At 71.2% G+C, this 21,399-nt stretch carries 19 protein-coding genes and 1 pseudogene; 16 read left to right on the top strand and 4 right to left on the bottom strand.

Features of this window, described 5'->3' with window-relative positions; all coding sequences use genetic code 11:
• Window positions 1–116 (bottom strand): annotated as a pseudogene (locus tag E6R60_RS32540) (electron transfer flavoprotein subunit beta); the annotation flags it as partial.
• 111 nt (window positions 117–227) lie between these two features.
• Between E6R60_RS32540 and E6R60_RS32545 the strand changes: the two are divergent.
• Window positions 228–950, top strand: coding sequence for a TetR family transcriptional regulator (locus E6R60_RS32545; RefSeq protein ID WP_136330309.1), 723 nt, complete (start codon window positions 228–230; stop codon window positions 948–950).
• 125 nt (window positions 951–1,075) lie between these two features.
• Window positions 1,076–1,480 (top strand): zinc ribbon domain-containing protein, encoded by a 405-nt coding sequence (locus E6R60_RS32550; RefSeq protein WP_136330358.1) that lies wholly within the window; start codon window positions 1,076–1,078, stop codon window positions 1,478–1,480.
• Between the two features lie 236 nt (window positions 1,481–1,716).
• Here the strand turns inward: E6R60_RS32550 and E6R60_RS32555 are convergent, their stop codons facing one another.
• A complete protein-coding gene (locus E6R60_RS32555; RefSeq protein WP_136330310.1) occupies window positions 1,717–2,904 on the bottom strand; it encodes an ankyrin repeat domain-containing protein in 1,188 nt (395 codons plus the stop codon).
• A gap of 429 nt (window positions 2,905–3,333) precedes the next feature.
• On the opposite strand from E6R60_RS32555, the gene E6R60_RS32560 reads away from it, so the two are divergent.
• Both E6R60_RS32560 and E6R60_RS32565 read left to right on the top strand, forming a co-directional pair.
• Window positions 3,334–6,045 (top strand): cellulose binding domain-containing protein, encoded by a 2,712-nt coding sequence (locus E6R60_RS32560; RefSeq protein WP_346766100.1) that lies wholly within the window; start codon window positions 3,334–3,336, stop codon window positions 6,043–6,045.
• 166 nt (window positions 6,046–6,211) lie between these two features.
• Window positions 6,212–6,757 (top strand): hypothetical protein, encoded by a 546-nt coding sequence (locus tag E6R60_RS32565; protein WP_136330311.1) that lies wholly within the window; start codon window positions 6,212–6,214, stop codon window positions 6,755–6,757.
• Here E6R60_RS32565 and E6R60_RS32570 read toward each other — a convergent pair.
• Both E6R60_RS32570 and E6R60_RS32575 read right to left on the bottom strand, forming a co-directional pair.
• Complete coding sequence (locus tag E6R60_RS32570) at window positions 6,739–7,671, bottom strand: acyl-CoA thioester hydrolase/BAAT C-terminal domain-containing protein (RefSeq protein ID WP_136330312.1); 933 nt, start codon at window positions 7,669–7,671, stop codon at window positions 6,739–6,741. The two genes, E6R60_RS32565 and E6R60_RS32570, sit on opposite strands and share 19 nt — an antisense overlap.
• 19 nt (window positions 7,672–7,690) lie before the next feature.
• Window positions 7,691–8,575: an SIS domain-containing protein gene (locus E6R60_RS32575; protein ID WP_136330313.1), complete on the bottom strand. Its 885-nt coding sequence runs from the start codon at window positions 8,573–8,575 to the stop codon at window positions 7,691–7,693.
• A gap of 184 nt (window positions 8,576–8,759) precedes the next feature.
• On the opposite strand from E6R60_RS32575, the gene E6R60_RS32580 reads away from it, so the two are divergent.
• The 12 genes from E6R60_RS32580 to sepF all read left to right on the top strand — a co-directional run bounded on the left by E6R60_RS32580 (window position 8,760) and on the right by sepF (window position 21,107).
• Complete coding sequence (locus E6R60_RS32580) at window positions 8,760–9,560, top strand: DeoR/GlpR family DNA-binding transcription regulator (protein WP_136330314.1); 801 nt, start codon at window positions 8,760–8,762, stop codon at window positions 9,558–9,560.
• 444 nt (window positions 9,561–10,004) lie between these two features.
• Complete coding sequence (locus E6R60_RS32585; protein WP_136330315.1) at window positions 10,005–11,015, top strand: ABC transporter permease subunit; 1,011 nt, start codon at window positions 10,005–10,007, stop codon at window positions 11,013–11,015.
• Window positions 11,012–11,971, top strand: a complete 960-nt coding sequence (locus E6R60_RS32590; RefSeq protein ID WP_240802770.1) for a carbohydrate ABC transporter permease — start codon at window positions 11,012–11,014, stop codon at window positions 11,969–11,971. Before E6R60_RS32585 ends, E6R60_RS32590 begins: the two co-directional genes overlap by 4 nt.
• Before the next feature lie 46 nt (window positions 11,972–12,017).
• Window positions 12,018–13,658, top strand: a complete 1,641-nt coding sequence (locus E6R60_RS32595) for an extracellular solute-binding protein (protein ID WP_136330316.1) — start codon at window positions 12,018–12,020, stop codon at window positions 13,656–13,658.
• A 59-nt stretch (window positions 13,659–13,717) separates the two neighbouring features.
• Window positions 13,718–14,893: a Gfo/Idh/MocA family oxidoreductase gene (locus E6R60_RS32600; RefSeq protein WP_136330317.1), complete on the top strand. Its 1,176-nt coding sequence runs from the start codon at window positions 13,718–13,720 to the stop codon at window positions 14,891–14,893.
• A gap of 507 nt (window positions 14,894–15,400) precedes the next feature.
• On the top strand, window positions 15,401–16,399 hold the full coding sequence (locus E6R60_RS32605) for an MBL fold metallo-hydrolase (RefSeq protein ID WP_136330318.1): 999 nt from the start codon (window positions 15,401–15,403) through the stop codon (window positions 16,397–16,399).
• 131 nt (window positions 16,400–16,530) lie between these two features.
• On the top strand, window positions 16,531–17,892 hold the full coding sequence (locus E6R60_RS32610) for an ATP-binding protein (protein ID WP_240802771.1): 1,362 nt from the start codon (window positions 16,531–16,533) through the stop codon (window positions 17,890–17,892).
• The gene (locus E6R60_RS32615) at window positions 17,889–18,314 is read left to right on the top strand and encodes a roadblock/LC7 domain-containing protein (protein WP_136330319.1); all 426 of its coding nucleotides are present in this window, start codon (window positions 17,889–17,891) and stop codon (window positions 18,312–18,314) included. Before E6R60_RS32610 ends, E6R60_RS32615 begins: the two co-directional genes overlap by 4 nt.
• On the top strand, window positions 18,311–18,664 hold the full coding sequence (locus tag E6R60_RS32620) for a DUF742 domain-containing protein (RefSeq protein ID WP_136330320.1): 354 nt from the start codon (window positions 18,311–18,313) through the stop codon (window positions 18,662–18,664). Before E6R60_RS32615 ends, E6R60_RS32620 begins: the two co-directional genes overlap by 4 nt.
• Window positions 18,642–19,274 (top strand): ATP/GTP-binding protein, encoded by a 633-nt coding sequence (locus E6R60_RS32625; protein WP_136330321.1) that lies wholly within the window; start codon window positions 18,642–18,644, stop codon window positions 19,272–19,274. The genes E6R60_RS32620 and E6R60_RS32625 overlap by 23 nt, the downstream gene beginning before the upstream one ends.
• 61 nt (window positions 19,275–19,335) lie before the next feature.
• A complete protein-coding gene (locus E6R60_RS32630) occupies window positions 19,336–20,604 on the top strand; it encodes a cytochrome P450 (protein WP_136330322.1) in 1,269 nt (422 codons plus the stop codon).
• Between the two features lie 104 nt (window positions 20,605–20,708).
• The gene (gene sepF, locus E6R60_RS32635; RefSeq protein ID WP_136330323.1) at window positions 20,709–21,107 is read left to right on the top strand and encodes a cell division protein SepF; all 399 of its coding nucleotides are present in this window, start codon (window positions 20,709–20,711) and stop codon (window positions 21,105–21,107) included.
• Window positions 21,108–21,399 lie beyond the last annotated feature (292 nt).

Raw genomic sequence — 21,399 nt, forward strand, 5'->3', positions numbered from 1 at the left:
AGCTCCGACAGCAGACCGTCGACATCCTCACGATCCAACGTCAGGTCATCGGCGAAATGCCGGTCACCGGTCGCGTCGGGCACGTACTTCACACAGACAACGATCCTCAAGCTCACGCCGGCTCTCCCTGTACTTCGTCCAGTCTCTGTCGTCACCATATGGTACCCAGTACCCTGCGTAAAGGTACCCAGTGCCGGATATCCGTTTCCGGTGCTACGTTCTCCGGCATGACCGATGACCGCGGGCCGGCCAAGAAGCCCCCGATGCGTGACGTGCTCGCCGAGGCGGCCTTCGCGCTCTTCATGGAGCGCGGGTTCGAGCGGACCACGGTGGACGACATCGTCGCGAGCGCGGGGGTGGGGCGGCGGTCGTTCTTCCGCTACTTCCCCTCGAAGGAGGACGCGGTCTTCCCCGACCACGAGCGGTGCCTCGCGGACATGACCGCGTTCCTGGAAACCGCCGGCGACGGCGATCCGGTGGAAGCGGTGTGCGAGGCGGCCCGGATCGTGCTGCGGATGTACGCGGAGAAGCCGGAGTTCTCCGTGCAGCGCTACCGGCTCACCCGGGAGGTTCCCGGTCTGCGCACCTACGAACTCTCCGTCGTGCGCCGCTACGAGCGGACCATGGCCGGGTATCTGGAACGCCGGTGGGCCGGCGCCCCCGACGCGGCTCTGCGCGCCGAGGTGATCGCGGCTTCGGTGGTCGCGGCGCACAACAACGGGCTGCGGTCCTGGCTGCGTTCGGGCGGCCGGGGCGACGCGGGCGCCGAGGTCGACCGGGCGCTCGAACTGGTCCGGTCCGTATGGGGGCCGGCGGCCGAGCGGCCGCCCGCACCCGCGGCCGAGGACGAGGTGATCGTGATGATCGCGCCGAAGGGGGCTCCGATGTGGCGCGTCGTGCAGCGCATCGAATCGGCCCTCGGCGGGGAACCGGGCACCACTGAGAGGTAGTTCACTCGTGGGCCCGGCTTTCACCGGCACTCAGTACCTTTACTTCATGGAACTAAGTGCCATACGGTGCCGGAGTGGCGTCGCCGCAGGTGCGGCGCACCCAGTCGAGCGCGGGAGGCCGAGGCGTGTTCATCACCGGAATCGACGTGGAGCCCACAGCTCGCGACGCAGGGGAGCAGCGCAGCACGGAGGGTCTGGTCTACCAGGTGTGCCGGTGGTGCGGCACCGCATCCTTCCGCAAACTCCTGTGCCCCGCCTGCGCGTCGAGCGATCTGGAGTCCGAGCGGAGCGACGGCCACGGGGTCGTCGTGCGGTCCAGCGTCGTGAACCGCTACTCGCGGGTGATGCGCAACGAGTCCCTGGTGCGCTTCCCCGAAGGGTTCGTGTACCGGTGCCGCATCGTGGGCGCGGCACCGCACCTGGTGAGCGTCGGCGACCGGGTGCGGCCCGTCGGCGGCATGACCTCCGAGGCGGGCGAAGTGGTCCTCGAGCTCTGCGACCCGCCCGGGGGAGCCGGCTGGTACGCGTGAGTCCGCCGCCGCGCGGCCGGGGTTCGGCCTGCGGGATGCGCCTGTCCGGCCCGCGCACGGCCTCGACCGTGGCGCGCGGGGCGCGGCGGCGCTGACGGACCGGGTGGGACGAGCTGAGCGATCAGGGCCCCGCGCCCGAGCCGGTCCGAGGTCCGTCGGATCCCGCTGCGCCCCTCGTCCGCCACCGGTAGCGCCGAGGGCCCAACCTCACGATGCAGGGGTCGGCCCAGGGACCGTCAGCCGACCGGTCCCTCGTGCTCGTTCTCCCCGCGAGGCACCGCGGGGCGGTCGCGTTCGGCCGGCCCGTGGGCGGCCGGGGTGCACTCCATCTGGTCCTCGTCGCCGAGGCGTTCGGCCCGTACGTCTCCGATGTCCCGGGCCGGGCCCCGATGGCCGCCGAGGAGTGCGGACGCGTGTCCCCGCACGCCGGCGTCGGCATCGCGCGTGAGGGCGAACAGCGCCCGCAGCGCCATGCGGCCGTACGAGCCGCCGGTTCGCTGGAGGAGTGACGCCGCCTCGAGCCGCACCTCCGCGGCGGGGTGGGTGACGAAGGACAGTCCCACCTCCTCGACCCGGGGGTCCGGGGAGTCCGACTCGGAAAGCGCGCGCAGGACGAGGCGGAGGACGGCCGGGTCCGCCTCCTCGACGGCCCAGGGGAGGAAGATCTCCGGTGCCCGCGGTGCGAAAACGGCCGGCTGCGTGCCGGCCACCGTCTCCCGCAGGACGAGACCGCGCAGGACGTCCGCGGCGAACAGCCGGTGAAGGGCCTCGTGGTGGGACCGCAGCCGCGCGGCGGCGGCCCAGGTCTCCTCGTCGTTCCGTTCGGCGAGCACGTTCACGGTCTCGGTCCAGTCGGCGTGCTCCGGATCGGGATGCGTGAGGGCACGTGCGAGCAGTTCACCGATGGGCGGACGCCGGCCGAACCACTGCTCCAGGTTGCTGAGGACCGCGGCGTGCCCGTCGCGCACGGTCAGCCCGCCGAGCGTGATCTCGTCGTAGTCGGTCCACCAGTCGCCGTCCCGAACCCGGATCCGCCTGTGCGGGCCCGGGGCGTCCGTCCTGCGTCGCAACTCGGTCACCACGCCGGCCTCGTGCCAGTGCCGTGCGCGTTCCAGCAGTTCCGCCCGGGCGGTCTCGGTGAGGTGCTCCCCGAGAGCGGGCAGCACCGCGAGAACGACCGAGACCGTGCCGCAGTCGACGGCCCGGAGCAAGGGAGTGGTCCCGTCGGGGAGGCGCCGTTGCGGATCGGCTCCTCCCTCGGTCAAGGCGGAGGCGACCGGTTCGTCGAACGCGGCGATGGCCAGGCAGAGGGCCGGGACGCCCCGCGCGTCTGCCGACTCCGGGTCGGCGCCCGCCTCCAGGAGCCTGCGCACAGCGGCGGCGTCCCCGCGGCGCACCGCGTCGAGCAGTGCGATCTCACCCATTCACGCCCCCTGCTGCACGCGTGCATACGAAGGAGAACCCTACGGGCTGTCCCGCGGGACCACTCGGGGTGAGGACTGCCCGGCCCCCCGCGGTCCCCGGGGCCCGGTGGCCGGACACCCGGCGCGGACCGGGCGAGGGCGGCCGGGGCGCCCTCGCCGAGGGTCCCCTGTCGACAACACCACCGGCACCGAGGGCGGTTGGCGTGGTCGCTCACCGGCCGAAGTCTCCGTGACGGTGTTACGGGTGAATTGCCTGACGACGCCGCAATGGTCTGTCCTCCGGGTCGTGAAGTCATCCGATGAACCCTGCTCATCGCCTTCTCCCCGAGGGTCCGCGCCGCTACCATCGGGACGCGAATGGGAGCGCTCCCACATCCGTACCGCCCTGTGCCGCCGCTGTCGGCGGTCTCGTTCGGAGAGGACGTTTCCGTGCGCTCAACCGCTAGACCCCTTGCCGCCCTCCTGGCAGCACTCACGCTCACCGCCGGTCTCTTCGCCACCGGCGCCCCCGCATCGGCGCGAGCCAACGAGGCTGCGCCGGCCGCCCAGGCATCCGATGTGTCCCTGGCTGCGGACACGTACAAGTGGAAGAACGTCCGCATCGACGGCGGTGGTTTCGTCCCCGGCATCGTCTTCAACCGGTCGGAGAAGAACCTCGCCTACGCCCGCACGGACATCGGCGGCGCCTACCGCTGGGATCAGACCGGCAAGCAGTGGACGCCGCTGCTCGACTGGGTGGACTGGGACCACTGGGGCTGGTCGGGCGTGGTGAGCCTCGCCTCGGACTCGGCCGACCCGGACAACGTGTACGCCGCCGTGGGCACGTACACCAACAGCTGGGACCCGGGCAACGGCGCGGTCCTGCGCTCCTCGGACCGGGGCGCCAGCTGGAAGGCCGCCCCCCTCCCCTTCAAGCTCGGCGGGAACATGCCGGGCCGCGGCATGGGTGAGCGCCTCGCGGTCGACCCGAACAAGAACTCCGTGCTGTACCTGGGCGCGCCCAGCGGCAAGGGCCTGTGGCGCTCCACCGACTCCGGAGTGACCTGGTCGCAGGTGACGGCCTTCCCCAACCCGGGCAACTACGCCCAGGACCCCACCGACACCAGCGGATACGGCAACGACAACCAGGGCATCGTCTGGGTGACCTTCGACGAGCGCACCGGCAGCGCGGGCAGCGCGACCCGCGACATCTACGTGGGCGTCGCCGACAAGGACAACACCGTCTACCGCTCCACCGACGGCGGTGCCACCTGGTCGCGGATCGCCGGCCAGCCGACCGGCTATCTGGCCCACAAGGGGGTGCTCGACTCGGCGAACGGCTATCTCTATCTGACACTGAGCGACACCGGCGGCCCGTACGACGGCGGCAAGGGGCGGATCTGGCGGTACACCACCGCCACCGGTGCGTGGAAGGACGTCAGCCCGGTCGCCGAGGCCGACACCTACTACGGATTCAGCGGACTGTCCGTGGACCGGCAGCAGCCCGGCACCCTGATGGCGACGGCGTACAGCTCCTGGTGGCCGGACACCCAGATCTTCCGCTCCACGGACAGCGGGGCGACCTGGACCAGGGCCTGGGACTACAGCAGCTACCCGAGCCGCACCAACCGCTTCACCCAGGACGTCTCGTCCGTGCCCTGGCTGACCTGGGGTGCCAACCCGGCGCCGCCGGAGACCTCGCCCAAACTGGGCTGGATGACCGAGGCGCTGGAGATCGACCCGTTCGACTCGAACCGGATGATGTATGGCACCGGCGCCACGGTCTACGGCACCGAGAACCTCAAGAACTGGGACTCCGGCAGCCAGTTCAAGATCACGCCGATGGTGAAGGGCCTCGAGGAGACGGCCGTCAACGACCTGGCGAGCCCGCCGTCCGGCGCCCCGCTGCTCAGCGCGCTCGGCGATGTCGGAGGATTCCGGCACACCTCTCTCGACGCCGTGCCGGGCATGATGTTCACCTCGCCCAACCTCACCTCCACCACCAGCCTCGACTTCGCGGAGACCAGCCCCGGCACGGTCGTACGGGTCGGCAGCGCCGACGCCGCCCCGCACATCGGTTTCTCCACGGACAACGGGGCGAACTGGTTCCAGGGCTCCGAGCCCTCCGGGGTCACCGGCGGCGGCACGGTCGCGGCGGCGGCCGACGGCAGCGGATTCGTGTGGAGCCCGGAGGGCGCGGGCGTGCACCGCACCACCGGGTACGGGAGTACATGGTCGGCGTCCACCGGGATACCGGCCGGGGCGACCGTCGAGTCCGACCGGAAGAACCCGAAGAAGTTCTACGGGTACAAGGCCGGCACCTTCTACGTCTCGACGGACGGCGGCGCCACCTTCACCGCGAAGGCTTCGAGCGGTCTGCCCACCGAGGGCAACGTCCGCTTCAAGGCGGTACCGGGCGCCGAGGGTGATGTCTGGCTCGCCGGCGGCAGTGCGACGGGCGCCTACGGGCTCTGGCACTCCACCGACTCGGGCGCGACGTTCACCAGACTCTCCGGGATCCAGCAGGCGGACTCGGTCGGTTTCGGCAAGGCTGCCGCGGGGGCCTCGTACCAGACGCTCTTCGTCACGGCGAAGATCGGCGGCGTACGCGGTGTCTTCCGTTCCACGGACGCGGGCACGACCTGGACCCGGATCAACGACGACGCGCACCAGTGGGGATGGATCGGCGCCTCGATCACCGGTGACCCGAGGATCTACGGCCGGGTGTACCTCTCGACCAACGGGCGCGGGATCATGTACGGCGACTCGTCGGACGGCGACGGCGGCGGTACGGACCCGGGCACGGACCCCGGCACGGACCCGGGGAACCCGCCCGGGAGCGGGGCCTGTTCGGTGACGTACAAGGTCACCAACCAGTGGTCCGGCGGCTTCCAGGCCGATGTGACGCTCACCAACACCGGGACCGCGGCCCTGGACGGCTGGCAGCTGGGCTGGACGTTCGCGGACGGCCAGAAGGTCGGTCAGATGTGGAACGCCACCTCCACGCAGGCCGGCGCGAAGGTGACAGCCGCCAACGTCTCCTGGAACGGCAAGGTGGCGCCGGGCGCTTCGGTGGGCTTCGGATTCACCGGCACCCTGACGGGTGGTAACGCCGCTCCGGCCGCGTTCGCCCTGGGCGGCAAGGCTTGCTCCACCGGCTGACCAACGGGCGGCGGGGGCACGGGGGGAGGGGCGGGCCGAGCGGGTGGGCCCGCCCCGCGCACTGCCGGGCCCGGCCGCCCCCTGTCGCCCCTGCCGCACCGTGTCACCGCCCGGTGTACGGCGGTCTCACTGGCCCCGTACAGGTTCGTCGGCCATACTGCCCGCCGTGGAGCAGCGCATAGATCCCAACACTCAGCCCGCGTACGCCGCAGGGACAGACCCGGCGTACATCCCTGGTCTCACGGCCCCCCGAACCGCCGAGAAGGCGGAGGAGGACCCGGAGCAGACCGAGGGGCCCGCATCCGAGGGAGCCGCCCCCGAGGACGCGGCGCCCGACGCCGAGCCCGTTGCCGGTGCGGCGGCGGACGACGAGGAGGAAGAGAACGAGCAGGTGGACGCGGACGGCCCCGCGTCCGACGACGGGGCGGCGGACGGTCCGTCGTTCGAGGTGAGCGACCGGCGCGGTTCGATCTCCGCCGACCGGAAGGGAATCCGGTTCACGCTGGACGACCAGGAGGCCGACTTCCACTGGGACGAGGTCGGGGCCGTGGAACTGAAGCCGGCCCGGTTCGGCCGCCGGTTCACGGTCACGGTCCACATGTCGACCCGGCGCTGGTTCAACGCCGAGGTCGAGGCGCCCGCCCGGAGCGACCTCAAGGGGTGGACGGAGGGCTTCGACGCGGTCCTGGACGCCTACTTCGAGGAGTCCTGAGACTGCGGGGCGGACGACGGTTCGACGACGGGACCTGCGCCCGCGCCGCGCAGCGCATCGAGCAGGTGCGGCCAGGCGTCCGCCCCGAGCGCGGCGTCGGCGGCGGGCGAACCTCCGTACCGGAAGCGCCCGGACGGTGCGGCGGCTCCCTCGCCCGGCAGCCGGGGGCGGTGCCCGGCGTCGGGGCGGGTGATCAGACGTACGGGGAGGCCGGCCGCCCTGCGGCGGGCGGCCAGTTCCGCGGCGAACCGCAGGGAGGGCCACATCAGGTCGTCGCCTCCCGCGACCAGCACGAGGTCGGTGCCGGCCCCGCCGACCGGGACGGCCGCGGCCGGGACGCGCTCGGCGAAGGCCGGCAGGCTCTGCTCGTACCAGCCGAGGACCGAGACGGGTTCGCCCTCCGGCTCGGCGGCCGTCCAGGTGTCGTCATAGGGCACGAACGGCAATGGCCTGCCCCGCCAGGTCCATGACGATCGGTGGGGAAGCGCGGCGCCGTCGCGGCCCGGTCCCACGTTCGCCCAGGTCACCGAGGTGGGCGAGAGGGCCACGACAGCGTCGACGCCGTCGTGGCGACCTGCCAGGTGCAGGGCGGCCTCGGCGCCCTTGGAGGCGCCGAGGACGCCGATGCGCCGCGCGCCGGCCGTACGCAGCCACTCGGCCGCGGACACGAAGGTCTCCAGCGGGACTTCGCAGATGCCCGGTGGCTGCCCGGGGCCGCCGAACCATCTGACCGACAGGGCGGTCATGCCCTCCCGGGCCAGCAGCCGGCACCGGGCCTCCTCGATGCGGCCGCTGGAGCCGGCGAGGACGAGCACGCCGATGCCGCTGCCGTGCACGGGGGCGGCGAGGAAACCCGTCCAGGCGTCCGCGCCGGCACCCGGACCGGTGTGCACCATGCGTTCCGCGATCTCCATGTCCCGCTCAGTATCCGGCTCAGGCCTCCGCAAGGACCACCGAACGGGTCAGGTGGCGCGGGCTGTCCGGGTCCAGGCCCCGGGCGGCGGCGCGGGCGATGGCCAGGCGCTGGACGCGGACCAGTTCGGCCAGCGGGTCCAGGCCGCTCTCCACCCAGCGGGCGCCGGTGGCGAGGACCTGCTCGCGCAGCCCCTCGGGGGCGGCGCCGAACGTCCAGGTCGCGGTGCCGGTGGTGGCGATGCTGATGGGGCCGTGGCGGTACTCCATCGAGGCGTACGCCTCCGTCCAGGACAGCGAGGCCTCCTTCATCTTCAGCGCGGCCTCGTTGGCCAGGCCGGCCGTCCAGCCGCGGCCGAGGAAGGTGAACTGGGTGCAGTCCAGCAGACCTTCGGGCAGCGGCTCGGCGAGGGCGGCCTCCGCGTCACGGACCACGGCGTCGGAGTGCAGGCCGAGGTGGGCGCGGAGCAGCGTGAGCAGGGTGGTGGCGAACCGGGTCTGCACGACGGACCGCTCGTCCGCGAAGTCGAGGACCACCACGGCGTCGGCGGACGTCATCACCGGAGTGTGCGGGTCGGCCGTGATCGCGACCGTGGGGGTGGTCCCGCGCAACCGGTCGAGCAGGTCGAGCACCTCGGTCGTGGTGCCGGAGCGGGTGAGGGCGACGACGCGGTCGTAGCGGCGGCGGGCGGGGAACTCCGAAGCGGCGAAGGCGTCGGTCTCGCCCTGTCCGGAGTCCTCGCGGAGCGAGGCGTACGCCTGGGCCATGTAGAACGAGGTGCCGCAGCCGACCACGGCGATGCGCTCGCCGGCGGCGGGCAGGACGCCGGCGTGGCTCGGAGCGAGGTCCGCGGCGCGGCGCCAGCAGTCCGGCTGACTGGCTGTCTCGATCTCGACAAAGGACACTTTTGCACTCCGAACGGAAGATGGGATGCTCGTTTTCGCACGATACTCGTGCCGAACAAGCATTATCAAGCATCCATGGGGTGGCCGGTTTGACTCGGCGGAGCCGTGTGCCACGCTTGCGCGTGTCCGGTGACCGCGCCCAAGGGGATGGGTGCTCGCAGGCCGGGCCCGTAAGGAGATTGCCTTGTCCAGGGACGCCCGGTGGAGCGCACTGCTGGAACTCGTCGGTAAGCACGGCCGGGTGGACGTCGAGGACGCCGCCGGCGCGCTGGACGTCTCGGCCGCGACCATTCGCCGGGACCTGGACCAACTGGCCGAGCAGCACCTCCTCACCCGCACCCGGGGCGGCGCCGTCGCGCACGGCGTCAGCTACGAGCTGGCGCTTCGCTACAAGACCGGCCGCAACGCCCCGGAGAAGCAGGCCATCGGCCGGGCCGTCGCCGAACTGGTCGCGGTGGGCGAGGTGGTGGGGCTGACGGGCGGGACCACCATCACGGAGGTGGCGCGCTCGCTCGCCGTGCGCTCCGACCTCGTGGGCGAAGGCGCGGGAGGGGCCTCCGGTCAGCCGGCCCTGACGGTGGTCACCAATGCCCTCAACATCGCCAACGAGCTCGTGATCCGGCCGCAGATCAAGATGGTGGTGACCGGCGGTGTGGCGAGGCCCCAGTCGTACGAGCTGACCGGACCGCTGGCCAGCGGTGTGCTGGGTGAGATCACGCTGGATGTCGCCGTCCTGGGGGTCAACGCGATCGACACCGAACGCGGCGCCTACGTCCATCACGAGGGTGAGGCCAGCATCAACCGGCTGCTCGCGGAGCAGGCCCAGCGGGTGGTGGTGGCGGCAGACTCGTCGAAGATCGGCAAGCGTGCCTTCGCCCGGGTCTGCGACCTGGGTGCGGTCGACTTCCTCGTCACCGACAAAGGCATCGCACCCGAGGCCGCCGCCCGTTTCGCCGAGGCGGGTGTCACCGTCATCACCGTCTGATCCGGCAGACCGGCCCGGTGATCGGGCGCATGCGCGAAGAGGGGCCGCCACACCCGGTGTGGCGGCCCCTCTTCGCGCCCGGTGGAGCGGCCTTCAAGTGCGTGAAGGTGCGCGTGGATGCTCGCGAAGGTTCACAACCGAGCACGCATGACGCCCTTCTGGTGGCCTCGCAGCTGTTTTTCCGTCGTTCGGCGATGGTTTTGTGTCGAGTGTGTGCCTATTTGGCACCCGCGAGTCGTGGGTGTTCGCGCGTACCAGGGCTTTTCTATGTCAATAGATGTTTGTTACGTCAGAGAAATGAGCATCTCTTGCCATCGCGGTGGGTGGTCGTGAACTATGTGGGCTGTCGCCGTGCAGGAGTCGCGGACGCACCCCCCGGTGCGCACCGCCTCCACGTATGCGGGACGTTCTCTCGCTCCACCAGCCCTGGAGGTGCCTGTGACGATGGCAGATGCGCCGGTCACAGCCGCGCGGCCCCCCGAGCCGCAGCCCCGCGATCTTGAGGACGCGGACCGCCCCGACGGGAAGAAGGGCGGGAAGCGCCGCATACGGCAGCCGCTCCGGTACCGGCTGAAACGGGACAGGACGCTGCTGCTCCTCTGTCTGCCGGGTGTTCTCTACTTCGCGCTCTTCTTCTACCTGCCGCTCGCGGGCAACATCATCGCGTTCCAGGACTACCAGCCGTTCCTGGGCTTCAAGCAGAGCCCGTTCGTCGGCCTCGCGAACTTCACCGCGCTGCTCGCCGAACCCGAGTTCTGGAGTGCGGTCTCCAACACGCTGCAGATCACCGCGATCCAGCTGCTCCTCTACTTCCCCGCGCCGATCGCCCTCGCCCTGCTGCTCAACTCGCTCATCAGCGAGAAGATCAAGCGGTTCATCCAGACCGTCGTGTACCTCCCGCACTTCCTGTCCTGGGTCGTCGTCGTCGCCATGTTCAAGCAGGTGCTCGGCGGCGCGGGTTCGGTCACCACGCTGCTCATGGAGCACGGGGTCGGCATCGGCAACGTGATGACGGACCCCGGCACGTTCAAGCTGCTGATCACCGCCCAGGCCATCTGGAAGGACTGCGGCTGGGGCACCATCATCTTCCTGGCCGCCATCGCCTCGATCGACATGGGGCAGTACGAGTCCGCGGCGATGGACGGCGCCGGCTGGGTCCGCAGGATCTGGCACGTCACCCTGCCGGGCATCCGGCCGGTGATCCTGATGCTCCTGATCCTGCGGCTCGGCGACATCCTCTCGGTCGGCTTCGAGCAGATCATCCTGCAGCGTGACGCCGTGGGACCGGACGCCTCCGAGGTCATGGACACCTACGTCTACTTCCACGGCGTCGTCGACGGCGACTGGGGCATGAGCACCGCCGCCGGACTGATGAAGGGCGTCATCGGATTCGCGCTCATCCTCGCCGCCAACAAGCTGGCCCACCGCTTCGGCGAGCAGGGAGTGTACCGATGAGTCAGCAGTCCGCCGCGAGCCGGCCGCCCACGGCACGGCCCCGCCCGCTGGGCGCCGTGCGCCCCGGCCGCAGCCACGGCAGGCCGCCGTGGACGGAGCGCCCCCACTGGTACGGACAGGGTGCGAAAGCGGTGGCCCTGGCCGTCCTCACCGTGATCGTGCTCTACCCGTTCGTCCTCGCCATCGGCACCAGCCTGGCCGGCCGCGAGGAGCTGAACGCCAACGGCGGATACGTACTTCTGCCGCACCACCCGACGCTGGAGGCCTACCGGGTCATCCTCTCCGGCGGCGTCGTCACTCAGGCCGCCCTGGTCTCCATCGGCATCACACTGACCGGCACGGCGCTCAGCCTGGCGTGCACGGTGATGATCGCCTACGGCACCTCGCGTCCCGGCACGGTCCTCGGCAAGCCGATCCTCCTGCTGGTGCTGGGCACCTTCCTCTTCGCGCCCGGCATCATCCCGACCTACCTGGCGGTCCAGCAGTTCAAGATGCTGGACACCTATGCCGCGCTGATCCTTCCGGTCCTGCTCAACGCCTTCAACATCGTGGTCGTCCGCTCCTTCTTCCAGAGCATCCCCGAGGAGCTGTACGACGCGGCCCGGATCGACGGGGCCGGTGAGGTCACCGTCCTCTTCCGGATCGTCCTCCCGCTGTCCAAGGCGGTCCTCGCGGTGGTCGGCCTGTTCTACGCGGTCGGCTACTGGAACAGCTTCTTCAACGCGGTGCTGTACCTGAACGACTCCAGCAAGTTCCCCATCCAGGTGATCCTGCGCAGCTACGTACTGAACGGGCAGAGCATCAACGCGTCGGCCATGGGCGTCCACGCGGTGCCGCCCGCGACGTCGCTCCAGATGGCGGTGCTGATCATCGCCATCGTGCCCATCTTCTGTGTCTACCCCTTCCTGCAGAAGTTCTTCGTCAAGGGCGTCCTCACCGGGGCGGTCAAGGGCTGATCCACCACCACCCCGCCCCTCAGGCCACACACTTCCTAGGAGCACCATGTCCACCAACTTGTCCCGGCGCGGCTTCATGGGTGCGGCGGGAATCGCCGGCCTGACCGTGGCGGGCCTGTCCACACTGAGCGCCTGTGGCAGCGGCGCGACGGTCAGCAAGGGCGGCGCCAAGGCATCTGCCAGGCTGAAGCTGCCCGCGTACGTGGCCGCTCCGACCGCCCCCGCCGACCTGGCGGGCAACGCGGCGGGCCTGGACGCCGCCTACCTGCGCTATCCCAAGCAGCTCACCAAGTCGGTGGCCAAGGCGCCCGGTGACGGCAGCCGCATCACCGCCCTCACCGAGACCTTCACGACTCCCGCCCCGCCGCAGGCCAGGAACGCCTACTGGCAGGAGCTGAACAAGCGCCTCGGGGCGCGGTTCGACATGACGATCGTCGTCGACCAGGGTGTGGACGCGTACCTCACGAAGTTCAACGCCATGATGGCCGGCGGCGACATACCCGACTTGGTCTGGTTCCCGCCGAACCAGGGCATCCAGCGCGTGCCCGAGCTGCTGGACGCCAAGTTCCACGACCTCACGCCCTACCTGTCGGGGGACGCGGTGAAGGCGTACCCCAACCTGGCGAACCTGCCCACCACCGCGTGGAAGACCGCCGTGATCAACGGCAAGATCCGCGGCGTCGCGGTGGCCTACGGCTCCATGGGCCAGGTCTACGTCGTGAACGAGGACTTCTGGAAGCCGGTCGGCGGCGCCGAGTTCACCAGCGCCGAGGACTTCCTCGCCAAGGGCAAGGAGCTCGCCGACCCCAAGCGCAACAAATACGTCCTGGAGCCGGCGTACGTGAACCACGTCGGCATGTTCGGCCAGTGGTTCGGCGCGCCCAGCGGCTGGCGGCTGGAGGGCGGCAAGCTGACACACATGTACGAGACGCAGGAGTACCAGGAAGCCCTGGCCTTCGGCGTCAAGGTGGCGAAGGCCGGCCTGTTCTGGCCGGACCCCAACCTCAGCACCACCATGGAGAAGATGGCGCAGGGCAGCCTCGGCGCCTATGTGCAGTCGTTCCCCAGCTTCCTGGTGGACGCGAAGACGTACGACTTCCCGTTCGGCGTCATCGTGCCGTTCGCCGCGCGGGAGGGCGCGAAGCCGCGCTACACCATGGGCTACGGCTCCGTCGGATACACCGCCATCAACAAGAAGGCGGACCCCGCACGGGTGAAGATGCTGCTGGGCGTCATGGACTACCTGGCCGCCCCCTTCGGTACGGAGGAGCGGCTCTTCCTCGACAACGGCGTCGAGGGCAAGCACTTCCACCGCACGGCGAAGGGCGACGTGGAACTCACGCCCAAGGGGAACTCCGAGGCGGTCACCACGGCCATGCCGCTGGCCTTCCTCGCCGCCGGACCCGAATACGTCTACCTGCCGGGCAGGGCCGGGCTGGCCGGCCGGATCCACGGCTGGCAGCAGGAACTCCTCAAGATCAGCCAGTCCAACCCGACGAGCGGGCACTTCTCCGACACGGCGACCAGCAAGAGCCCCTCGCTCACCACCGCGATGAGCGACGTCCAGCTGGACATCATCGCGGGCAGGAAGCCGCTCTCCGCCTTCAAGGACCAGCTGAGCAAGTGGCGTTCCGGCGGGGGCGACAAGATGCGCGCCGAGTTCGAGGCCTCGCTCGCCGGCACGTAGTCGCCGTCCGCACGATCCGTCCATCCAAGGAATCCGTCCACACAAGGAAAGGGACTTCCGTGTCAGACCTGCGACTCGGTGTCATCGGACTCGGCCTGCGACGTTCCCTCGCGATGTCCGCCCACCACCCCGGGCGGGGATCGGCGGTCACCGCCGTCTGCGACCTCGATCCCGAGGTACGCCGGCGCGAAGCCGAGCGGTTCGGCACCGATGTCGCGGTCGAGGACCACAAGCTGCTCCTGGGCCGGGACGACCTCGACGCGATCATCATCGCCACCCCGGACGACACCCACGAGGTCATCGCGATCGACGCGCTCCGCGCCGGCAAGGCGGTCTTCGTGGAGAAGCCGCTGGGGATCACCGTCGAGAGCTGCGACAACGTCCTGCGTGCCGCGTACGAGACCGGGACCCGGCTCTACGTCGGCCACAACATGCGGCACATGGGTGTCGTGCGGCTGATGCGCGACATCATCGCGCGCGGGGACATCGGGGAGCCCAGGACCGTCTGGGTGCGTCACTTCGTGGGTTACGGCGGTGACTACTACTTCAAGGACTGGCACGCCGACCGGACCCGGACCACCGGGCTGCTCCTCCAGAAGGCCGCGCACGACATCGACGTGCTGCACTGGTTGGCGGGCGGCTACACCCGGCGCGTCAACGCGCTGGGCGACCTGCTCGTCTACGGCGGTCTGCCGCGCCGCGAGCCGGACACCCCGCGCCCGGACGGCTGGCTGCGCGCGTTCGACTGGCCGCCGACGGCCCGCAAGGACCTGCACCACATCGTCGACGTCGAGGACGTCTCGGTGATGAACATGCAGCTCGACAACGGGGTCGTGGCCGCCTACCAGCAGTGCCACTTCACTCCCGACTACTGGCGCAACTACACCGTCATCGGCACCGAGGGCCGGCTGGAGAACTTCGGGGACGGCCCCGGTGACGAGGTCAGGGTCTGGAACACCGGACCCAGCGGCTACCGCGCCGACGCCGACATCACCTACCGGGTCCCGGAGGCCGGCGGTTCTCACGGTGGCGGGGACACCCGGATCATGGAGGAGTTCTGCCGGTTCGTGCGCGACGGCGGCGTCACCGACACCTCCCCGGTCGCCGCCCGGATGAGCGTCGCCGCCGGTGTCCTCGCGACCCGCTCCCTGCGCGAGGGCGGCGCGCCGTACGACGTGCCGGCCCTGGACCCCGAGCTGGTCGCGTACTTCGAACGCGGCCAGGTCCGCATCTGAGGGACCGGCCGGCAGCGGCGCGGGCCGGGGCCACGCCCCCGTCCGGTCTCTCCTGCCTTCCTCCTCCCCTCGCGCCCCGCCCCCAACCGGTCACAGGCGGCCGCCTTCAGGTCCGGCGGCCTGCACCGGACCGCCGGTGCACGCCGCCGGCAAGCGGCGGAACGTACCGGCGATCCCCTGCCGGCCCGGGGGTCGCCGAGTCCCCGGGCGGGACCGCTTCCGACGGAACCGCCCGGATTTCGGCGTCGGTTTCCGGCCATGCTCGGTGGGTAATCGGCCTCTGCCGGTTTGACGACGGCGCGCCCCGCACCGGTGACGGAGACTCTCCGACTCAGGGTGTATGCCCTCGATTTTCCCGATCGTTCCGTGCGGTGGCCGGCCCGGGCGCTCTCGTTCTGTCACTGACCGGCCTGCCCTGTCCGTCCGTAGGATCGATTTCACGCCAACGGGGCCCTGCGATGGCCGGGTTCGAACGCGCGGCCGGATCGCGGTCGGCATAATCGCGTCATGCCGATCGAGGGTGGGGACGTCGTTGACCTGGGCCGGGGCCTGTACGCATGGCTCCCGCCGAAACGGGGCTGGGGCCTGGCCAACTGCGGCCTGCTCGTCTCGCCCCGCGGCGCCCTCTGGATCGACACCCCGTACGACACCGTGCTGGCCGGGCAGTTTCTGGCCGAGAGCACGAAGCTCCTGCCCGACGGGGTCTCCATCGACCGTGTGATCGTCACGCACGCCAACGGGGACCACTTCTGGGGCGCGGGCGTGCTCCCGGACGCCGAGATCATCGCGACCCGCGAGGCCCGGGAGCACATCCACTACGAGCCCACTCCGCAGCAGCAGCACGCGCTGGTCAACGGGAGCGATCCGGCCACCGCGCTCGGCGCGTACCTCGGGCGCCACTTCGGAGCCTTCGACTGGTCGCGGACCGATCCGGTCCGGCCGACGACCTACTTCACCGGGGAGCTCGAACTGACCCTGGGGGAGTACCCCGTCCGCATCACGTCCCTGCCGTCCGCGCACACCACGGGGGACCTCATGGTCCACCTGCCCGCGCAGAGCGCGGTGTTCAGCGGCGACATCATCTTCTCCTCGACCCCGCAGCAGCCCGGCGACCACCCGATCCACTGGGCCGGCCCGCTGAGCAATGTGATCGCGGCCTGCGAACAGGTGCTGGCCACCGGCGCGGAGACCATCGTGCCGGGCCACGGACCGGTCCTGGACCGGGCCGGCGTACGCGACCACATCGTCTACCTGGAGTACGTACGGGAGCGCGCCCACGCCTTCCACGCCGCAGGCGTGCCCGCCGTGGAGGCGGCCCGCCGGGTGATCGGGGAGGCCCGCCACCCCGAACTCGGCCTCCCCGAGCGGCTCGTGGTCACGATCGGCAGCGAGTACCGGCAGCTCGACGGATCGGAACTCCCCGGCGTGCTCCAGGTCATGACCGACGTCGCAGCGGTCGCGCAAGAAGTGGAGCGGGCCCGTGGGACCGCAGGCCGGGCGGACTGACCGCACGGGCCTCCACCACTTCGGGGGCGGGACCGGCCGCCCGTGCCTTCGCCGCCCCGCCCACGGCACGGTGACCGGCTCCCACCGCCCCGGGCACAGGACCGACCCGACGACAGAAACGCGGTAACGGCATGGCATGGATCGTGGCGGTGATCGCCGTCATAGCCGCCGTGGCAGCAACGGCACGCTCCTACCGGGCCGCCCGCTCGGAACAGCTGGCCGTGGCCCACGCCGAGCTGGCCGAACGCCAGGCGAAGGCGGCAGAGGCCCGCACCGCAGCCCTCGTCGACGAGATCCGGCAGCTCGCGCGCAAGCGGATCCCGGCCGCCGCACTCGCCCTTTCCCACCCCAGCGCCCAGGTACCCGGGCTGCGGGAGGCCGCCGAGGTCGACGGCGCAGCCGCCAGGCTGCTCACCGAGGCCGTGCAGGCGGCCAGGACCGCGGTCATGGAGGAACGGCAGCGGGTCGACGCCGCGGCCCGCGCGGCGATGCGCGGCACCTCCGCCAAGATCCAGTCCCTGCTCAACCAGTCCCAGCAACTCCTGCACGAACTCCAGCACGAGTACGACGACCCGCGCATCCTGCAACTGGACTTCCGCAACGAACTCGCACTGCGCCGCACCCAGTCCACCGCCGTGCTCTGCGACGCGTGGCCCGGCCTGGCGCGGCAGAGCTCACCCCTCGTCGAGATCGTCCTCGGCGCGCAGTCCCGGGTCGCGGGCTACGAGCGGATCAAGGTGGCCAACCACCTGCGCGACGAACGGCTCGCGCTCGCCGCCCGCGCCGCCGAACCGCTCGCGATCGCGCTCGCCGAACTGCTCGCCAACGCCACCGCCTACTCGCACCCCGACACGGACGTACAGGTGACGGTCCAGCAGAGCGGCGGCCGCGGCGCGTTCCTGGTGGTCGACGACGCCGGCATCGGCATGGACGACGACGCGCTCGACCGGGCCCGCGCGCTGCTGGCCGGCCCCTCGGAGGTCCTGCTGACCGAGCTGGGCGACCCGCCGCAGACCGGATTCGCGGTCGTCGGCCGACTGGTGGTGCAGTACGGCTTCCACTGCCACATCGAGTCCTCGCCGTTCGGCGGCATGCGGACGATCCTGCGCGTCCCCGCCCACCTGCTGACGGTGCTGGAGGACGACCACACCCTCTCCGCCCTGGCCCCCGCACCCGTGTCGGCCGCCCCCGCCCCGGAGCGGCCGGCCGTCCCCGCGGCGCCCGGCCCGCCGGAGCCGTTGCCCGCCGCGGCCCCTTCCGGGCTGCCCAGCAGACGCCGGCGCGCACCGCGGCCCGCGGCTGCCGCAACGGCCCCCGCGGCCCCGGCCGCGGAACAGATGCCCCGTACACCTGAGCAGGCCGAGTCTTCCTGGGCGGCACTCCAGCAGGGCACCCTGATCGGCAGGAGCGTCGCCGGGCGGGCCCCCGCACCGGATGCCGACGCCGAAGACCACCTGGGCGACCAGGACGACCAAGGAGACGAAGAGAAGTGAGCGCCCCCCGCCCCACCACCGGTGACCTCGCATGGGTGCTGACCCCGCTGCTTGAACTGCCCGGAGTCCAGCACGCGGTGGTCGCCACCGGCGACGGCCTCGTCGAGGGCGCTTCGCCCGGCCTCGACCGCGCCTCCGGCGAACGCGTCGCCGCGATGACGGCCACCCTGCACGCCGCGGCCCGTGCCTTCACCACCGCCTTCACCAACGTCGAGGCCCCGCAACTGGCCCAGACGGTCGTCGAGTCGGACCTGGGCTTCGCCATCGTCGTACCGGCGGGAAAGAACACCACGCTCGCCCTGTTCGCCGAACCGGGCGCGAAACTCGGCGACATCGCCTACCAGATGCAGGTGCAGGTCACCGCGCTGACGCGGGCGATGCACGCCCCCGCCCGCCAACAGGACCCCGCCGCCCGGCCATGACCGCCGGCCCAGGGCGCCGCCTCATCCCCGCCTACCTCGTCACCGGTGGCCGGTCCCGGCCCGCCGGCCCCGCGCTCGACCGGCTCGCCGTGCTCGTACGCACCGGGGAAGCCCTGCCGCAGGACATTGGATCCGAGCAGCGAAGGCTGTGCGATCTGCTGGAGCCGGGCGCCCTCACCGTCGTCGAGTGCGCGGCCCATCTGGACCTGCCGGTCAGTGCCACCGTATTCCTGGCCACGGACCTCGCGGCCGCCGGACTTCTGCTCACGCGACCACCGATACCCAGTGCCGGGGAGATCGACCGGTCGCTCGTCGAGAGGCTGCTCGTTGGACTCCGCTCCCTCCACTGACCGGACGGACGTCGGCTATCTGCCGGACGCCGCCCGGACCCTGATGAAACTCGTCGTCACGGGTCCCTTCGGCGTGGGCAAGACGACCCTGATCCGCACCCTCTCGGAGATCCCCACGCTCCACACCGAAGAGGCGATGACCCAGTCCAGCACCCTGCTCGACGACACCGCGGGACTTCCCGACAAGACGACGACCACGGTCGCCATCGACTTCGGACGCCTCACCGTCCCGGACGACCTCGTGCTGTACATGTTCGGCACGCCGGGCCAGGACCGGTTCCTGCCCCTGTGGGAGGACATCGCGCGCGGAGCGCTGGGCGCGCTCATCCTGGTGGACACCCGCCGGCTCGCCGATTCCTTCGCCGTCATGGACATGGTCGAGGAGCAGGGACTGCCGTACGCCGTGGCGGTCAACCGCTTCCCCGACGCCCCCGCCCACAGCGACGAGGTCCTGCGCACGCACCTCGACCTCGCAGCCGGGACCCCGCTGGTCCAGTGCGACGCGCGCGAACGACGCGGCAGCATCGACGCCCTGATCGCCCTGGCCGAACACGTGCTGACCCGGCTGCCGCAGGCCGGGGAGCCGCAAGCCGAGGATCCGAGGACGTGAAGCCCGGGGCCCCCGCAGGCCCAGGACCGCAGCCGAAGAACCCGCAGCCCGAGGATCCGTCATGACCACGCATTCGCTTCCGCAGCCGCCGCAGCCCATGGCGCTGTACGGCCCCGACTTCGCGGCCGACCCGCACGGCCACTACCGCAGACTGCGGGAACACGGCCCTCTCGCCCCGGTCCGGATCGCCCCCGGGGTCGAGGCGATGCTCGTCACCGACTACCAGGCCGCCGTCGACGTGCTGCGCGACACCCACACCTTCAGCAAGGACCCCCGCGCCTGGCAGGCGACGATTCCGGCGGACTCCCCGGTCCTGCCGGTGCTCGGGCACCGGCCCACGGCGCTGTTCAGCGACGGCGCGGAGCACGCCCGCTACCGGGACGCGATCAACGACACCCTCGCCTTGATCGAGCCCCACATCCTGCGGGCCGAGGTGGCCAGGGTCGCCCAGCAGCTCATCGGGGCGTTCGCCGCGACCGGCAGCGGCGACCTCGTCGCCCAGTACGCCCGGCGGCTCCCGCTGCACGTCTTCGTCACCTGGTTCGGCGTCGATCCGGCGGACGGCGAACGGATCGTCGACGGCATCGGCGGCATGATGAACCCGGCCCAGGGCGCCCCCGCCGCGTACGCCGACCTCGTCGACGTCGTCACCCGGCTCGTCGCCGACCGGCGCAGCCGGCCGCGCCGCGACCTCACGTCGTACTTCCTCGCCCACCCGGCCCAGCTCGACAACGACGAGACTGTGCGTCAGATCACGCTGCTGATGAGCGCGGGCCACGATCCGGCGAGCAATCTGATCGGCAACGCGATCCTCCACATGCTCACCGACGAGCGGTACGCGGGCTCTCTCCACCGGGGCGCGATGACCGCCCACGAAGCCATCAACGAGGTCCTGTGGCAGGACCCGCCGATCGCCAACCTGGCGGCGCACTACCCGCGCCACGACACCGAGTTCCACGGGGTCCGGCTCCGCGCCGGGCAGCTGGTCCTCGTCTCGTTCGGAGCAGCCAACACGCAGTCCGGGCAGCTCACTTCGGAGGCCGGGGTGCGTTCCGGAGGCAGCGCCCACCTGGCCTGGTCGGCCGGTCCCCACCGATGCCCCGCCAAGCAGCCGGCGCTCCTCATCGCGATGACGGCGATCGAGCAGCTGACCAGTCAGCTGTGCGATGCGAAACTGGCCGTCCCGGTCAGCGAACTGCTCTGGCGTCCGGGGCCGTTCCACCGGGCGCTGGCGCACCTTCCGGTACGTTTCACCCCGATCGACATCACCGTGCCCGCGGTCCCGGACCGGCTTCCGGCCGGACAGCCGGACGTTCCGATCGGTTCCTGAACCGTGTCGCTGGTAGGCCGAACGGGTGAGGGGCGAGAGAATTGCCCGATGAACAGTGAGCGCAGCCGGCGCAACGCCAACCGAAGCACAGACGGGGTGGTCCGGTGAGCAGGTACGACAGGTACGACGTCACGGACGAGCAGTGGGAGGGACTGGCCCAGGTCGTGCCTCTGCGCAGTCGCAACGAGTGGCCTTCGCGTGTGGACCACCGCACGGTTCCGGACGAGCAGGAGCACGCCGAGCAGCGCCGCATGGTGGTGCTGCGGGTGCAGGTCTTCGCGGACGCGCGCGAGGTCGCCGACTACCTGGTCGCGCAGATTCCGGTGCTCCTCGACCTGACCAGCGCCGAGAGCGATGTGGCCAAGCGGATCCTGGACTTCACCAGCGGGGTCGTCTTCGGGCTGGGCAGCGGGATGCACCGGGTCGACCGGAACGTCTTCCTGCTGTCTCCCGTCGGCATGGAGGTCGAGGGCGTGACGGCGGCGGGGCTTCCGGGCGCGTAGCCGGCACTCCGAGGACGGGCCGACCGGGGCTGCCGGGCGTTCGGTGTGTCCGGCCCCTGACCCGGCTGCCACCCGGCCGGTACGCCGTGACCGGGGTGGCTGCGTGCTCGGTTCGTGCGCGGTGACCGGGTGGCTGCGTGCTCGGTCCGTGCGCCGTGACCGGGTGACCGCGCGCTCGGTCCGCACGCCGTGACCGGGCTGCTGAGCGGTCCGCACGCCCTGATCGGGGCGCTTACGCATGCGGTACGCGTGCCGTGACCGGGTGCGGCCCCGGCACGCCGTTCGCTCGCCG

It is taken from the genome of Streptomyces sp. A0642 (genome assembly GCF_004795105.1).
In the GTDB taxonomy this organism is placed as follows: domain Bacteria; phylum Actinomycetota; class Actinomycetes; order Streptomycetales; family Streptomycetaceae; genus Streptomyces.

What these genes read in the sequence shown, in the direction of transcription:
- E6R60_RS32545 (WP_136330309.1), top strand. Translation starts at nt 228, where the DNA reads ATGACCGATGACCGCGGGCCGGCCAAGAAGCCCCCGATGCGTGACGTG.
- E6R60_RS32555 (WP_136330310.1), bottom strand. Translation starts at nt 2,904, where the DNA reads ATGGGTGAGATCGCACTGCTCGACGCGGTGCGCCGCGGGGACGCCGCC.
- E6R60_RS32570 (WP_136330312.1), bottom strand. Translation starts at nt 7,671, where the DNA reads ATGGAGATCGCGGAACGCATGGTGCACACCGGTCCGGGTGCCGGCGCG.
- E6R60_RS32585 (WP_136330315.1), top strand. Translation starts at nt 10,005, where the DNA reads ATGGCAGATGCGCCGGTCACAGCCGCGCGGCCCCCCGAGCCGCAGCCC.
- E6R60_RS32590 (WP_240802770.1), top strand. Translation starts at nt 11,012, where the DNA reads ATGAGTCAGCAGTCCGCCGCGAGCCGGCCGCCCACGGCACGGCCCCGC.
- E6R60_RS32595 (WP_136330316.1), top strand. Translation starts at nt 12,018, where the DNA reads ATGTCCACCAACTTGTCCCGGCGCGGCTTCATGGGTGCGGCGGGAATC.
- E6R60_RS32605 (WP_136330318.1), top strand. Translation starts at nt 15,401, where the DNA reads ATGCCGATCGAGGGTGGGGACGTCGTTGACCTGGGCCGGGGCCTGTAC.
- E6R60_RS32610 (WP_240802771.1), top strand. Translation starts at nt 16,531, where the DNA reads ATGGCATGGATCGTGGCGGTGATCGCCGTCATAGCCGCCGTGGCAGCA.
- E6R60_RS32620 (WP_136330320.1), top strand. Translation starts at nt 18,311, where the DNA reads ATGACCGCCGGCCCAGGGCGCCGCCTCATCCCCGCCTACCTCGTCACC.
- E6R60_RS32630 (WP_136330322.1), top strand. Translation starts at nt 19,336, where the DNA reads ATGACCACGCATTCGCTTCCGCAGCCGCCGCAGCCCATGGCGCTGTAC.